This window comes from Marinococcus sp. LNHM4E3-1, from assembly GCF_056034405.1.
This window is the reverse complement of the sequence record NZ_JBQLID010000001.1, coordinates 358,454-373,199: the sequence shown is the minus strand read 5'-3', so window position 1 is coordinate 373,199 and position 14,746 is coordinate 358,454. Positions and strand designations below refer to the sequence as shown.

Sequence of the window (14,746 nt, the reverse complement as noted above, 5' to 3'; positions counted from 1 at the left end):
CCCAATAATCCGCAAACAATTCGCCTGGTCCACAGATCTCACTCAAGTACAGCCGGCCGGAGCGAATTGCCGTGAATTTCGCATAATACCATTCCAGTCCTTATGCATTCCCCCATTCTCCCTTTAATCAGGTAAGTGTATATTCGTTAACACTGCTTTTTTTCATACATAATACCGCCATATATCCCGCATAAGACTTGATTCGACGTCATATTCTTTTGACACTGTGTCAATGCTTTTACCACTATGTTCTTCCTTCTTAATACATTGTGGAAACGGAGCAGTTCCCCTGTTTTTATTTCGAATCGGTTCTGTCACTGCTCGTTCGAGGTTCCAGTTGCATCGATACGTTACTTTGAATCGTCCTAAAAATTTTTAGGGCAGTTTTGCGGCAGTCGGAGCAAATTCGTTGGATCAGCCCGAAAAATACTATTCTTTATCAAACACAAAAAAAGCCCCACAACCCTATGGTTGCAGGACTTCTGATGATTAATAAGTGGAGAGGTATTGCTCTCTTTCCCAAGGGTGAACCTGGCTGCGGAACATGTCCCACTCGATTTCTTTTGCTTCGGCGAAGTGCTCGATGGCGTGAGGGCCGATCGCATTGACGAGAACTTCGTCGTTCAGCAGGTGCTGAAGCGCTTCGTTCAAGTCTGCTGGAAGGTCCTCGATGCCGAGTTCTTCACGTTCTGCTTTTTCCATCACGTAGATGTTGCGGTCTGTCGGCTCTGGAGCGTCGAGCTTCCGCTTGATGCCGTCCAGGCCAGCTGCAAGCATTGCTGCGATAGCAAGATACGGGTTCGCAGATGGATCCGGGCTGCGCGTTTCAATACGCGTGCTCATGCCACGGGAGGACGGAATACGTACGAGCGGGCTGCGGTTACGCAGGGACCATGCAACGTATACTGGTGCTTCGTAGCCTGGCACAAGACGCTTGTAGGAGTTGATGATTGGGTTTGTGAGCGCTGTGAACGCCTTCGCGTGCTCGAGTGTACCTGCCAAGAACTGCATGGCCGTTGTGCTCAGCTGAGAATCGGTCTTCTTGTCGTAGAACGCGTTCTCTTTGCCTTTGAACAGGGACATGTTGCAGTGCATACCGGAGCCGTTCACACCGAACAATGGCTTCGGCATAAAGGTGGCGTGCAGGCCGTGCTTACGAGCGATCGTTTTAACAACGAGCTTAAACGTCTGAATGTTGTCGCACGCCGTTACAGCATCTGCGTATTTGAAGTCGATTTCGTGCTGTCCCGGTGCCACTTCGTGGTGGGAAGCTTCGATTTCAAATCCCATGTCTTCAAGCTCAAGTACGATGTCGCGGCGGCAGTTTTCACCGAGGTCTGTCGGCGCAAGGTCAAAGTAACCGCCTTTGTCGTTCAGGGTTGTGGTCGGCTCGCCTTTTTCATCGTTTTTGAAAAGGAAGAATTCAGGCTCAGGCCCGATATTGAAGGCGTTGAAGCCTAATTTCTCTGCGTCTTTAAGTACACGCTTCAAAATACCGCGCGGGTCACCCGCAAATGGTGTTGGATCTTCGCCAGGCTTGCCCGGCTCATATATGTCACAAATTAAACGTGCGACTTTGCCTTTTTCCGGGGTCCATGGGAAGACGATCCAGGTATCAAGATCCGGAAAGAGGTACATGTCGGATTCTTCAATACGAACAAAACCTTCGATGGAAGAACCGTCGAACATCATCAGGTTGTCCAGGGCTTTATCAAGCTGGTCCACCGGAATCTCTACGTTTTTAATAATTCCTTGCAAGTCAGTAAACTGAAGACGGATAAACTTAACGTTTTCCTCTTCTGCAAACTTTAAAATGTCTTTTCTCGTGTTTGCCATGTTAATTGTGACTCCTCTCTAAAAAACTAGAATAGTGAATTATTATATCTTTCCCCCGGCCGCAGCCGGAAAAAAGTTAATCCTGCTGTTAGTCGAAAAACCGCGACAGCTGTCCCTGAATCATCGACGGCCGTGAGTATTTGCCTGCCATCATCACTTCCTTGCGGAGGTGCTTGCGCAGTTCACGGTCGGTCATATCGTGATTTCTGGGTGCTGAGGGCTGCTTCGGTTCCTCTGAATACGTTTTTAACTCATAGATTTCCTTGATGCCTGAAAGGTTTACGCCCCGCTCCATCATCGCTTTGATTTCAAGCAGACGGTCCACGTCGCGGAAGGAAAACAACCGCTGGTTGCCTTCGGTCCGTGTCGGAAACACCAGGCCGTGTTCTTCATAATAACGAATCTGCCTTGGGGTGAGTTCCGTCAGTTTCTGGACGATACCAATCGGAAATAAAGGGGTATTTCGGCGTACATGATCATTCATGCGTTACGCCCCCTTTCGTTGAAACTAAGTATATCCTACATGATGTAAGCTTTTCCGTCAAGTTCATGTAAGCTATTTTTACATCAAAATTTTCAGAACTTATTGTATCTTTTACATTTTCACCTATTTTCCGGCAAATGTACAGAAAAAACAGGCCCTCTCACGGAGAACCTGTCCTTCTATCGTTATTGTATCGCTTTTAACGCTTCACTTACGGCAATTTTCACGTGCGTATACGTTAATCCGCCCTGAACGAAGGCCGTATACGGCGGCCGGATCGGGCCATCGGCAGAAAGCTCGATGCTCGAGCCCTGAATGAACGCGCCGGCAGCCATGATCACTTCATCGCTGTAGCCGGGCATGGCGCTCGGCTGCGGGGTCACGCCGGAGTCGACCGGGGAATACTTCTGCACCGCCTGGCAGAACCGGATCATTTTCTCCCGGTCGCCAAACTGCACGGACTGTATCAGGTCGGTCCGCTCCTCCCCGGAGGACGGTGATGCCTGCAGGCCGGCGTCCTCCATCAGCGCTGCGGTCAGCACCGCTCCCTTATGGGCCTCCGCTACGACGTGCGGCGCGAGAAACAGCCCCTGAAACATTTCCTGGAGCATGCCGAGCGTCGCGCCGCCTTCAAGGCCGATGCCGGGAGCGGCAAAGCTTGCGCCCGCCCTTTCAATCAAATCGCTTCGGCCGGCAATGTAGCCGCCGGTACGGGTAATACCGCCGCCCGGGTTTTTAATGAGCGAGCCCGCCATCAGGTCCGCGCCAATATGGCCCGGCTCGGTCGTTTCCACGAACTCTCCGTAGCAGTTGTCCACAAACAGCACAATGTTAGGATACGCCGCTTTGAGCTCCGCCATGTACTCCTTCATTTCCCCGAGGCCGATCGACGGACGATCTTCGTAGCCGCGCGAGCGCTGAAACGCAATCACCTGCGTGTCTGGCGTCACCGCCTTGTGCACGGCGCCCATGTCCACCCGGCCGCCGCCGAGCGGCACCACGTCGCAGCCGATGCCCCATTCGTTCATCGTCCCTGCTTCGCTGCCGTCGAGGCCGATCACCGTGTTCAGCGTGTCATACGGCGTGCCGGTTGCGTACAAAAGCCGTCCACCCGGACGGAGCGCCGCAAACAGCGCCGTACTGATCGCATGCGTACCGGAAATAAACTGCTGGCGCACCATAGCTGCTTCGGTGCCGAACACATCGGCGTAGACCCGGTCGAGCACCTCGCGCCCCGTATCGTCATAGCCGTACCCGGTCGAGTGCTGAAAATGAAACGCCGACACGTTGTGCGCACGGAAAATATCGAGCACCCGCTGCTGGTTCACAAGCTCGCGTTCCGCAATGGCTTCAAGCTGCGGCGCAATCCGGTGCTCGGCCCGCTGCAGCTGTTTTTTTTCCATCGTATCGCGTGTCATTTTGCCCCTGCATCTCCTTTAGCATACTGCTTGATCTCCCGGTGGATCGCCTGGTCACTCTGCACGTACCCGGAAAGAATCCAGCTTTCGTTTTCTTCATCGAGCGTTTCCTCGCGCACGACGGTTTCATGCTTAAACCGCTGCATCACGTGGCCGTCGGCGAGCGGAATTTTCACGTGGTACGGCTGAAGCTGCTCGAGCAGCACGTTCTCCATCGACTCCCGCAGCAGCTCCACGTCTTCGTCCTTACGGGCCGAAATGGAGATCGACGGCTTGTCCACCGCGACGACCGGGCCGTCCTCGGCGGCGTCGCGCTTGTTAACGACCGTAAGCGCCGGAATGTGGCTTGCCTCGAGCTCCTTTAAGAGCCGGCGCACCGTGGCCGCCTGTTCGGCAGCCCTCGGGTGCGAGCCGTCAATCACATGAAGCAGCACGTCTGCTTCCTTTACTTCCTCAAGGGTCGCCTGAAACGCCGCAATCAGCGCCGTCGGCAGGTCCTGAATGAACCCGACCGTATCGGTGACGAGCACCTCCAGACCGGACGGCAGCTCCACCCGGCGCGTTAACGGGTCAAGCGTCGCGAACAGCGCGTTTTCTTCGAGCGTATCCGCTTCGGTGAGCGCGTTTAAAATCGTGGATTTGCCGGCGTTCGTGTAGCCGACGAGTGCAAACTGCAGCACGTTCTTTTCCTTGCGTCGTTCGCGGTACTGCTCGCGGCGGTTTTTCACCTGCTTGAGCTTGCTTCGCACGTCGTCCATCCGCTTCTGGATGTGACGCCGGTCGGTCTCAAGCTTCGTCTCCCCCGGTCCGCGTGTACCGATTCCGCCGCCGAGCCGGGAGAGCGATTCGCCCTGCCCGCGGATGCGCGGCAGCATGTAGTTCAGCTGCGCAAGCTCCACCTGCATTTTCCCTTCGTTCGACGCCGCACGTCCGGCGAAAATATCGAGTATCAGCTGGGTGCGGTCAATAATGTATAGTCCGGTCTGGTTTGTAATCGTGGAAATCTGGCCGGGCGAGAGCTCATCGTTGAAGATCAAAAGATCCGCCTCCTGCTCTTCAGCGGTCGCCACCGCTTCCTCGAGCTTGCCTTTGCCGACGTACGTTTTCGAATCGAGCGAACGCCGGTTCTGCGTCAGCACAGCCGTGACCGTTCCCCCTGCCGTTTCCACGAGCTGTTCAAGCTCGGTAAGGGACGCTTCAAATGTTTCCTGATCAGTATCATCCTTATGGACGGCAATTAGTACAACACGTTCTTTATCTACCTGTTGGTTCTCAAATTCCTGCAATAGTTTAGATCCTCCTGTTTTTCCTGTCCTCTACATACTATAATATGGGTTAAGTGCCAAACAAACAAGCCGCGATGCTTGATCGACAGACAAAGCAGGAGGAATGATGATGAATTTGCAACCCGAGCTTCTTCCGGACGGCATGCAGGCCTTTCTTTCCTTCCTGCAGTCCCGGGGGCGCAAACCGAGCACGCTGAAGCGCTACGAATACGACCTGGCCGACTTTCACCGGTTCATCGATGTAGTGCTCGACGGCGAGGAAGCGGCCGTCAAACCCGACGACATTACCACCTATTTTCATATACTGGCCGAGGAGCGCCACTACCAGCTCCGGACGCTGAAGCGCATCCAGACTGTGCTCGTCCGCTACTTCCGCTTTCTCCGCGATACAAAACGGATCGCCTCCAACCCGATGGCGGAGCTTCCGGTCGATGACAGCGTCTGGAACGTGTTAAAGGAGGAAGAGCTGATTGCCCCGAAGGAAATGAAGCGGCTCATGGACACGCTCGAGTCTGATTCCGGGCTGTCGGATAAGCAGCAGGCCGTGCGCCCGATGCTTGCCCCGCGAAACATCGTGATTTTAAGGCTGTTTTACGACTACGGCCTCCGCATGCACGAGCTTGCCTCAATCCGGATCGAGCACCTGCACCTGACCCGCGGGGAGCTCGACATTACCGAGGGCAACCCGCGGACGCTCCAGCTGACGAAGGAGCTGCAGAAGCAGCTGTACTATTACCTCGACGTGATTCCGCAGGCGGTGCGGCCGTCCTTTGACGGGGAGCCGCTGTTTGTGGCGTTCGACTTTCAGCGCCAGACGTACCGCTGGAGCTATGAGAACGATCAGCCGAAAAATTTAACCGAGGTCGCGATTCAGAAAATGATCCGCGAGGAACGAAAGCGCGCAGGCATCGAGCGGGCGATTTCCGCCACTCATTTCCGCAACAGCTATATCGTGCGTGAACTGGAGAACGGCGTCACGCCGGAAGCGCTGATGGACCGGCTCGGGCTGCAGTCCATGCTGACGCTGACCAAATACATCCGCTATGTTAATGAAGAAGCTGCCGGCTGAGCTGGCAGCTTCTTTTTCACCATTTAACGTTCCCGGTTCTGTTTTTGCTTTTCTTCCTCTTCCCGCTGCACTTCTTTTTTCCGCTGCAGCTGCCGGTGGCCGTACGTCCCCGTAAGCACCGTTTCCTCGTTTTCAAGTCCTGCTCCGAGCGCCCCGATGCATGTCGCAAGCGATGCTGCCAGCCAGGCAAGCGACAGATAGTACGGGAATTCGACGTTTTGGCCTACACCTAAATTGGACTGCAGCATCGACGTCGGAATAAACAAAAATGCAACCAGGAAAAACAGCACAAACAGGATACAGTAGTAGCATATTACCCCGAACCCGATCGTAAGCACCGTCGCCGAGTTGTACAGTCTTCTGATATCCTTCGATCGATTTCGGGACGGGGCTGTCCCAAAAATTGAACGATAGCTCGTTTAAGCGGAAGCTGGAGAATACTCTTCGGCTTCTTTTTTCATGGTTTCCGCTTTCTTTTGCAGATTATGGGCGACGGCTAACAGCCCAAATTCTGTGGTCACCTTGGCGGTGCCCCTTAGCGCAAACCGGCGAAAGCGGCGGTTCGCTTTCAGGTGCCCAAACACACTTTCCGCTTCGATCTTGCGCCGGGCATAGGTCGATGCTCCCTCCTCGCTTGTTAACGCCCGTCGGGCGATCGCCCGGGCCAAATACCACTCCAGGGCGTAAGCATAGATGACGATTTTCGTCATGGTTGGAGGCTGGCAGGCCGGCCGCCCCTGGGAGGTTTCCGGAGGGCTCTCCAACCACTCGGCCAGGCGGTCAATCGTATCATTAACGATCCGTACCAGATCACCGTCGGGGATTCTGGCTTCCAGGGAGGTTGGAATGGTGGCCATCGGTGTGTCTATCATCTGGAAACATAAGAGATCATTCTTTTCGTATGGAGGCTGTCGTGACTTAACCATATCATTAAGGGATCATCTCTTTCTTTATTTGCGCATAGAAAAAGGGGCTGTCCCAAAAATAGGGCAGCCCCTTTTCGTTCTATAGAGTGTTGATTTACTATTATTACCAGAAGCATCTCCAAAATATCAACAGCCTGATTTGTAATTACACAGCGTGATATGAGTGTTTCACTTAATTTTCACGTTGTCACGCCAAAAATGAACCGGCTTCCAGCCCAGCAGTTCTTTTGCTTTATCGCTGTTCAGTAAACTTTCAAATTCGCCGAGATTTTCTTTGATCGGCACGTTTGGAAATTCTGCTTTCATTAAATCACGGCTAGGAATATCCATACTTGTGTCGTCACCGGCAAGATTCAGCTCAACTGCACCAAGTCCCTGCTTCTCTACCGCCAGGCGGCATGCTACAGCAGCATCTCGTGTATCAATGTAACTCCAAAGAATACGGTCCCGCTGGGAAGCATCATGGATAAAGGAAGGGAAATTCTGATACATAGGAGGAGCAATCACGTTTCCGAGACGGAAACTTACTACCTGCATGCCAGTGCGGCGGTGCATCATTTTGGCTGTTTCTTCATTCACTATCTTAGAAAGACCATAAGAATCCTCCGGAAGCTGCGGATGCGCCTCGTCAATAGGCACATATTGCGGATCGAATCGTTCTTTCGCAAAGCATATGCCGTAAGAAGATTCACTGGAAGCCAGAACCGCATTTTTTACCCCGAGCCCTGCTGCTGCTTCCAGCACGTTATAAGTAGCCAAGGTATTGTTGCGGAACGTTACTTCATTTGGATGCGAATAGGCGACTGGAATTGCTGCAAGATGCACCACTGCGTCAGCACCTTGAAGCGCCCCGTATACTTCCCCGAGATCGGTCAGATCTACGATTACCGTATCACAGATATTTCCCTCCGGCTTTTTCACGTCCGCATTCAGTACTTGATAGCCATGAGATACAAATTCTTTTAACACCCATGTGCCGAGCAGGCCGCTTCCACCTGTTACTACAACTTTTTTCATCACTATTCCTCATTCCCTTAAAAAATAAAGCGCTTACGCCAGCAGTGCTATTATAACAGATAAATTAATCAGCTACTTCATAGAATCAATTTCATGCTTATAAGAATTCAGAGTGTTGATTAAGTAAATAAGCATATTTATTCTATTCCTTTTATTTTCTCCTTCGTTTACCGGCGGAAGCTTGCCTGCTCGTCTTCAGCTGTTTCCCATGCCTGCTGTATAGGTACAGCAGGCATGTGTCTGGGTTTCCTCATGCTCTCAGGACCTGTCCAGAAAGTCATTGGACTGGCCCTGAGATACTCCGCTTCGATCCCACCGGCGTCACTGCCGGACACTGCAGAAAAAATAAACTTTTTTATTGGAAAACCTTTTGTGCCCACCTTATGTGCAATGCCTTTTTTAAAATAAAAACGTTTCGTTCCCCGGGAATTCGTTAATATCCATATTGGATGCATTAAAAAATAAAAAGGAGGGCTTTTAGTGCACATGGAAGAAACAGAGCATAACAACGTGCAGGAAAACTCGTCCCGCGAGGCGTATGTGGAAAGCCGAATGAAAAACCATACTCCTTTTTTCAAAAAGATCTACCACACGCTCTATACGATCAACGATTTTCTTTTAGGCTTATGGTTTTTTATCGGCAGTATTTGCTTTTATTTTGAAGGCCCGTGGCGAATTCTTGGGGTGACCCTGTTTGTGGTGGCGAGCTTTCAATTTCTTATTCGGCCGTCCATCCGGCTGATCCATGAATTCCATGCCCGGAAGCATTACGGAAGAGAATATGACCGCAAATACCGTCCAGAGAAGCAGGAGTCCTAACAGCTCCACCAGCTTTACTCCACGCTTTTCCCGGTCGACAGGAAAGCCTCTGCAGCACTGCCGCAGCCGGGCTTTCTTTTTAATTTTTTCCACTGCATTTTTACACGTATTCCAGAGCCAGCAGGACCGCAGTAAGACCAATGGCTGCGACGGCAAGCGATCCTCCGTGCACGAACCACTCGTACCGGTGATCATCGGGATTATTGCTTTGCTGCTTCCACATATGCACGCTTATCCAAGTATAAACAGCGTAAAACAATAAAAAGATGATAAAAATGGAAGGCTCAAAAAACTCCTGGAAGACGTTTACCAGGATGGTCCCTGCCAGAAACAAAGCGGAGAAGGTGTATCTGATGACAACGTGCCTCCTGTTCGCATAGCTTTTCTTTCTCAGGCCGCCGTTTCGCTTGATGTACCACGTCCGGCTCAGCCAGTAAACCGCTCCAATGGCTGCAATCGTTGCGACTGTAGCCAGAACCAGTATTTTTAAACTGATTGATGCTTCCGCCGGCATCGTTTCCTCCTTTCCGCATGACACTCATGTCCAGCTTTTTGTTTAACGCAAGGATACTACTGTTAAATTATTCCTTCAACTGTATTATACTGTCATTATTTTTACACAGAATCCATTCTTTATTAGACGCCTCCGGTGGCATAACCACTTCTTATTTCTTTTGCCACGGGCCTTCATTGAATAAAATTCACCTTTGCATTAAAGCATACATTCGGTAAAGTAATTATTTTGTCTATGCATTTAGTCGTGAGTAATTGCTGAAGGACTTTTTATCGATGCAATTCCCTATTTTCAGTGTATACTGGTAATTACAGAGGTATTAAGACCCTGGCACTTACTACTGCTTTTTTTACATAACCTATATGATTTTTTTACCTTGGCTCGTTTAAGCCGCTAATCAATCACCGGAAGGAGTACTTCGCATGAATCTCTCGGAACAAAAACATCCGCCTGAGCCCTTTCAGGCAGAACGGTACTCGCTCGTCCGGTTCGTCTATCTTGCAGAGAAGGCAGAACAGCCGAATAAATTGTGGTTTATCGGCAGCGCCCTGGAATTGCAGGAGGAGCTTTTTCTCGAGCATTACACAGAGGTCAGCTTTGAATTGGGAGAGGAAATTCGTTTCCGGCAGCTGGTGATGCGCGTGGTGGCTATTGAAGCCGTGCCTCTTTCCTCCTGTCCTTCATACTCGGCGGATGAAAAATTGATTACGTACTATCTGGCCTCGGAGGATTTTCCTCTCATGTGATTTAACCCGCGTCAATGCTTCTCTATACTTTGAAAAAGGGGGAGAATTATGAAACAGCTGATCGAACGTGTGCATAAGGCCGCCCGCACGTATTCTGTTCTGGATTTTGGCGTATTAAAAATATGCTTGTTTGCGATCGGTCTCTGGACCGGTATAGTGTACGCACGGCCTCTCCGCTCCAGGCTTTGTTTTATACAGAGCACTGCCCTCACCTCCTTCATTTATATTCTTTACACTACCTTTCGCAAAATGTGTACCGGCAGTAACGGAAAATAAGCAGCCCTTTCCACCAGTTCACAGATGATGGATGCAAGAAAGGAAGAAGCCTTATGCCCCTCCCTTACCAGCGGATACTTGTCGCTCTTGACGGCTCGGAGGAATCGAAAGCTGGCCTCGCCAAAGGCATTGAGACTGCCCTGGCGTACGGCAGTATGCTCGCCCTCTGTCATATCGTCGACTACCACAGCATCAAAGAACTGCGGAAGCAGTACCCGGATTTAATGCTTCATGCCCTAAATAAGCAGGGAAGCGCGATCATCACCGAGGGAAAGGAAACAGCTGAAAACGCAGGCATCGAAAATGTCCGCATTTTTATAAAAGAAGGCATACCCAAAACGATCATCGCCGGCGATATCGCCAAGTCGTTTCAGCCGGACCTCATCATCTCCGGCGGCTCGGGTGCCGGCACCTCTGAAAAAAAGCGGTTCGGCAGCGTCTCCGCCGGCATCGTCCGGCGTGCTTCCTGTGATGTATGGATTGTAAAAAACAGCGATACTTCCGCGGTGTACCGTTCGGTATTAATTGCTGTCGACGGCTCCGACGTTTCTAAAAGCGCCTTTTTTGCCGGACTGAACATGGCACAGAAACACGAGAGCCGCACGCAGGTCATTTACGTCCTGAATACCCAGTCCCTCTCATCGCTTGAGCCCTACACCAAAGACATTATCAGCGAGTATAAAGCGCGGGCCGATGAGCTGCTCGAGGAGTACCAGACGTTAAGTCAGGCGGAAATCCATGACCTTCAGTCTGTGCACTACTCCGTCGAATACGGCACCCCGAAAACAGTGATCCCAAGCGAAGCTGCCGGCAAATATCAGACGGATCTGATTGTCGCCGGAGCTTCGGGAATGGGTCGCACGCAGCGTTTTATTCTCGGCAGCGTTTCTGAGAACACCGTCCGCCGCGCTTCCTGTGATGTTTTAGTCGTGCGGAATCAGCATCAGCCAGAATGATGAAGCCCTCTCCATTGATTAAAAATTTGATTCTGCACAAGTTTCTGGTGAACCCCTTTTGTACAGGGGTTTTTCTTTTTGCACTGATAGTCTTCTGTAAAAAAATGCATAAACCGCCGTTGACATCTCGAAAAATATTTTATAAAGTAATTGAAGCACACAAATCGTAACAATTACGATTTATATTACACATAAGGAGGCCTCAGCTATGTCTTCACCCATCCCGGTAACTGTCCTGAGCGGCTATTTGGGCTCAGGCAAAACGACCCTGTTGAATCACCTGCTTCACGAGCAGTCGGATTGGAAAGCAGCCGTAATCGTCAACGATATGAGCGAAATCAATATCGATGCCGATTTGATTGAACGCGGCACTTCTCTCTCCCGCACTGAGGAAAACCTGGTGGAAATGTCGAACGGCTGCATCTGCTGCACGCTTCGGGATGACCTGCTTCAGGAGGTTCACCAGATTGCGGAGCGCGGCGGCGTGGATTATATTTTGATCGAATCCACCGGCATCAGCGAGCCTATTCCTGTCGCCCAGACGTTTACATATCAGGATGAGGCGTCGGGGATCGACCTTACCGGCAGCTGCCGGCTCGACACAATGGTCACCATGGTCGATGCAGCCCGCTTTTGGGCCGATTATACATCGGGCGAAACGCTGCAGGAGCGCAGGCAGAGCACCGGAGACGATGATGAGCGTGAAATTGCCGACCTGCTGATTGAGCAGATCGAGTTTTGCGATGTGCTGATTTTAAACAAAACAGACCTGCTGACCCAAAAGCAGATCGAGCATTTAACAGGCATGCTTCGGGCTCTTCAGCCGAAAGCAGAGATTATTGAAACGGCGTATGGCCGCGTCGATCCCTCCAGGGTCCTGGGGACAGGGAAATTTTCATTTGATGAAGCTCTCCAGGCCCCGGGCTGGCTGCAGGAGCTCGAACAGCAGCACGAGCCGGAAACGGAGGAATATCATATCTCCTCCTTCGTTTTCCGGAGCCGGGTCCCCTTTCATTCTGAGCGGCTGCTGGAATATTTGGAGGCCTTCCCCCACCAGGTGATCCGGGCCAAAGGCATAATCTGGTGCGTCACCCGCAATGAGACAGCGCTTTTACTTTCGCAGGCCGGCACCTCCATACAGCTCGAGCCGGTGTCGTACTGGGTCTCCTCCCTTCCTGCCGGTGATCAGCAGCGCGTGCTCGAGGAGCAGCTGGAGTTAAAGCACAATTGGGACCCGGTCGTCGGTGACAAGGGCACCGAGCTGGTGATTATCGGCCAGCATCTGGATCAGCAGAAAGTGACCCGGGAGCTTACGGCGTGTTTGTTAACGAACGAGGAACAGCAGCTGGACGGAAGCACCTTTTACGATCCTTTCCCCTGGCTTGTTTCTCCGAATTCCCTTTAATACATGTATATTTTTTAACCAATAAATCGTAATGATTCCGATTAAATACAGGGAGTGATATTTATGAAAAAATTTCCATTAAAAGGGTTGAGCGCCCTGACTGTCAGCGCGATGATTATTACAGGATGCGGTAACGCCTCGGAGGAAGGCTCCGGTAGCGAAAATGCTGCGGAGTCCGAGGAGCAGAACCAGGAAAATGACGATGAGGACGCAGGCAGCGGGGAACATGATCACGACCACAGCCATGATCACAGTCACGATGAGGAAAAAAGCCACAGCCATGATCACAGTCACGGCCAGGACGCCGAATCCGAGCGCATTTACGACGGCTTTTTTTACAATGATGAAGTAGAGGATCGTTCCTTATCCGACTGGGAAGGTGACTGGCAGTCCGTTCACCCGTATTTGGAGGACGGAACCCTCGATGACGTGTTCGCCCATAAGGCAGAGGAAGACGAAGAAATGTCGGAGGAAGAATATAAGGACTACTACGAGGAAGGCTATCAGACGGATGTCGACCGCATTACGATTGAGAACGGCACCGTTACCTTCTTTAAGGACGGCGAGGAAATGAGCGGCGAATACGTTTCGGGCGGCCATGAAATTTTAGAGTATGAAGCGGGCAACCGCGGGGTCCGGTACATCTTTGAACTCGATGAAGGCGACGAAGGCATGCCTCAGTATATCCAGTTCAGCGACCACGATATCAACCCGACCGATGCCGGCCACTATCACCTCTACTGGGGCGATGACAACGACGAACTGCTCGAGGAGGTGGAAAACTGGCCAACCTACTATCCCTCAGACATGGACGGCGAAGAAATTGCTCATGAAATGATCGCGCATTAATCATTCCCCCAGCCAGCATACTGCTTACGAAAGGAACGAATATAAATGATGAAGCAAATATCTTTGAGTACTTCTATTATAGCAGGAGCTTTTCTTCTTCAGGCCTGCAGTACAAGTGACAATAACCAGCAAAACGCCTCCGGCGATAGTAATGAAGATCAGCAGGCGCAAAACGAAAAGCTCGACGTCTATACGACCCTGTTTGCCTGGGAGGATTTTACGAAGCAAATCGGCGGTGACTATGTAAACGTGGAAAACGTAGTCCCTCCCGGCTCCAATGCCCATTCCTTTGACCCGACACCCCAGACCCTGACTAGTATTGCCGAGGGCGATATGTTTATTATGACCGGCAGTGGGATGGAAGGCTTCGCGGATGAAGCGAAAAGCACCGTAGACGGCGAAAATGTGAAGGTGCTCGAGCTCACAAATAACATGGACCTGCTGGAAACGTCGGAGGAACACAATCACAGCCATGAGGAAGAAAGCCACGATCATGACCACGGTGACGAGGACCACGATCATAGTCATGATGAAGACCATGACCACGGCCACGAGGAAGATCATGATCACAGCCACGGCGGCGTCGATCCGCACGTATGGCTCGATCCGGTCCGTGCCCAGGAGGCTGCGGAAAGTATTAAAAACGAGTTAGTCGAGCAAATGCCGGAGCAGCAGGAAACGTTTGAGGAAAACTATGAGGCACTTGTATCTGATCTTGAGGATATTGACCAGGGATTCGCAGACGTCGCTGAAACCAGTGACAACAACCAGTTTATTGTGTCCCATGCGGCTTACGGCTATTGGGAGGAGCGGTACGGCTTCGAACAAATCCCGGTCAGCGGCATCAATGCCCAGGATGAGCCTTCCGTCCAGGAAATCAACGATATTGTCGCCGTCGCGGAGGAAAACGATATTCACACGGTGCTGCTGGAGCAAAACATCCCGTCCAAAACGGCTGAAACCGTACAGGAAGAAATTGGCGCAGACGTAGCCTACCTGCACAACCTTTCAACCGTAATGGAAGAAGACATTGAAAACGACGCCACCTATGTATCTTTAATGCAGGATAATATTGAAAGCCTCGAGCAGGCGTTAAATCAGTAGACAGCAAAAAGCCAGGCGGGCGTCCGCCTGGCTTTTGTACC

The 14,746-nt window shown here is 51.4% G+C and carries 16 protein-coding genes; 8 read left to right on the top strand and 8 right to left on the bottom strand.

The genetic code is table 11. The annotated features are described in order from the left end of the window. Window positions 1-489 precede the first annotated feature (489 nt). From glnA to hflX, 4 genes are all read right to left on the bottom strand, one after another. Window positions 490-1,836: a type I glutamate--ammonia ligase gene (glnA, locus tag ACTRXI_RS01815; protein WP_322524915.1), complete on the bottom strand. Its 1,347-nt coding sequence runs from the start codon at window positions 1,834-1,836 to the stop codon at window positions 490-492. Between the two features lie 88 nt (window positions 1,837-1,924). After that, window positions 1,925-2,320, bottom strand: a complete 396-nt coding sequence (locus ACTRXI_RS01810) for a MerR family transcriptional regulator (protein WP_322524914.1) — start codon at window positions 2,318-2,320, stop codon at window positions 1,925-1,927. Between the two features lie 185 nt (window positions 2,321-2,505). Continuing rightward, window positions 2,506-3,738, bottom strand: coding sequence for a methionine gamma-lyase family protein (locus tag ACTRXI_RS01805; RefSeq protein ID WP_474260780.1), 1,233 nt, complete (start codon window positions 3,736-3,738; stop codon window positions 2,506-2,508). Beyond that, window positions 3,735-5,024, bottom strand: coding sequence for a GTPase HflX (gene hflX / locus ACTRXI_RS01800; protein ID WP_474260779.1), 1,290 nt, complete (start codon window positions 5,022-5,024; stop codon window positions 3,735-3,737). The genes ACTRXI_RS01805 and hflX overlap by 4 nt, the downstream gene beginning before the upstream one ends. Window positions 5,025-5,133: 109 nt before the next feature. On the opposite strand from hflX, the gene ACTRXI_RS01795 reads away from it, so the two are divergent. Further along, entirely contained in the window at window positions 5,134-6,093 is a 960-nt protein-coding gene (locus ACTRXI_RS01795; protein WP_474260778.1) for a tyrosine-type recombinase/integrase, read from the top strand. A gap of 23 nt (window positions 6,094-6,116) precedes the next feature. Here the strand turns inward: ACTRXI_RS01795 and ACTRXI_RS01790 are convergent, their stop codons facing one another. From ACTRXI_RS01790 to ACTRXI_RS01780, 3 genes are all read right to left on the bottom strand, one after another. Further along, window positions 6,117-6,431 (bottom strand): hypothetical protein, encoded by a 315-nt coding sequence (locus tag ACTRXI_RS01790; protein ID WP_474260777.1) that lies wholly within the window; start codon window positions 6,429-6,431, stop codon window positions 6,117-6,119. Window positions 6,432-6,512: 81 nt separating this feature from the next. After that, window positions 6,513-7,019: a transposase gene (locus tag ACTRXI_RS01785; RefSeq protein WP_474260776.1), complete on the bottom strand. Its 507-nt coding sequence runs from the start codon at window positions 7,017-7,019 to the stop codon at window positions 6,513-6,515. A gap of 168 nt (window positions 7,020-7,187) precedes the next feature. Then, the gene (locus ACTRXI_RS01780; protein WP_474260775.1) at window positions 7,188-8,036 is read right to left on the bottom strand and encodes an NAD-dependent epimerase/dehydratase family protein; all 849 of its coding nucleotides are present in this window, start codon (window positions 8,034-8,036) and stop codon (window positions 7,188-7,190) included. Window positions 8,037-8,522: 486 nt separating this feature from the next. On the opposite strand from ACTRXI_RS01780, the gene ACTRXI_RS01775 reads away from it, so the two are divergent. Then, window positions 8,523-8,855, top strand: a complete 333-nt coding sequence (locus ACTRXI_RS01775; RefSeq protein WP_474260838.1) for a YrhK family protein — start codon at window positions 8,523-8,525, stop codon at window positions 8,853-8,855. Window positions 8,856-8,955: 100 nt separating this feature from the next. Here the strand turns inward: ACTRXI_RS01775 and ACTRXI_RS01770 are convergent, their stop codons facing one another. Beyond that, on the bottom strand, window positions 8,956-9,369 hold the full coding sequence (locus tag ACTRXI_RS01770) for a hypothetical protein (RefSeq protein WP_474260774.1): 414 nt from the start codon (window positions 9,367-9,369) through the stop codon (window positions 8,956-8,958). Between the two features lie 422 nt (window positions 9,370-9,791). Here ACTRXI_RS01770 and ACTRXI_RS01765 point away from each other — a divergent pair, with 422 nt between their 5' ends. From ACTRXI_RS01765 to ACTRXI_RS01740, 6 genes are all read left to right on the top strand, one after another. Further along, a complete protein-coding gene (locus ACTRXI_RS01765) occupies window positions 9,792-10,115 on the top strand; it encodes a hypothetical protein (RefSeq protein WP_474260773.1) in 324 nt (107 codons plus the stop codon). Window positions 10,116-10,163: 48 nt separating this feature from the next. Further along, window positions 10,164-10,391 carry a hypothetical protein gene (locus ACTRXI_RS01760; RefSeq protein WP_474260772.1) on the top strand — a complete coding sequence of 76 codons (228 nt, stop codon included), beginning with the start codon at window positions 10,164-10,166 and terminating at the stop codon, window positions 10,389-10,391. Window positions 10,392-10,444: 53 nt separating this feature from the next. Continuing rightward, window positions 10,445-11,347 (top strand): universal stress protein, encoded by a 903-nt coding sequence (locus tag ACTRXI_RS01755; protein WP_474260771.1) that lies wholly within the window; start codon window positions 10,445-10,447, stop codon window positions 11,345-11,347. A gap of 208 nt (window positions 11,348-11,555) precedes the next feature. Further along, on the top strand, window positions 11,556-12,752 hold the full coding sequence (locus tag ACTRXI_RS01750; RefSeq protein WP_474260770.1) for a GTP-binding protein: 1,197 nt from the start codon (window positions 11,556-11,558) through the stop codon (window positions 12,750-12,752). 63 nt (window positions 12,753-12,815) lie between these two features. Beyond that, the gene (locus ACTRXI_RS01745; protein WP_474260769.1) at window positions 12,816-13,601 is read left to right on the top strand and encodes a ZinT family metal-binding protein; all 786 of its coding nucleotides are present in this window, start codon (window positions 12,816-12,818) and stop codon (window positions 13,599-13,601) included. A 45-nt stretch (window positions 13,602-13,646) separates the two neighbouring features. Next, window positions 13,647-14,705 carry a metal ABC transporter solute-binding protein, Zn/Mn family gene (locus ACTRXI_RS01740; protein ID WP_474260768.1) on the top strand — a complete coding sequence of 353 codons (1,059 nt, stop codon included), beginning with the start codon at window positions 13,647-13,649 and terminating at the stop codon, window positions 14,703-14,705. Window positions 14,706-14,746: the final 41 nt, after the last annotated feature.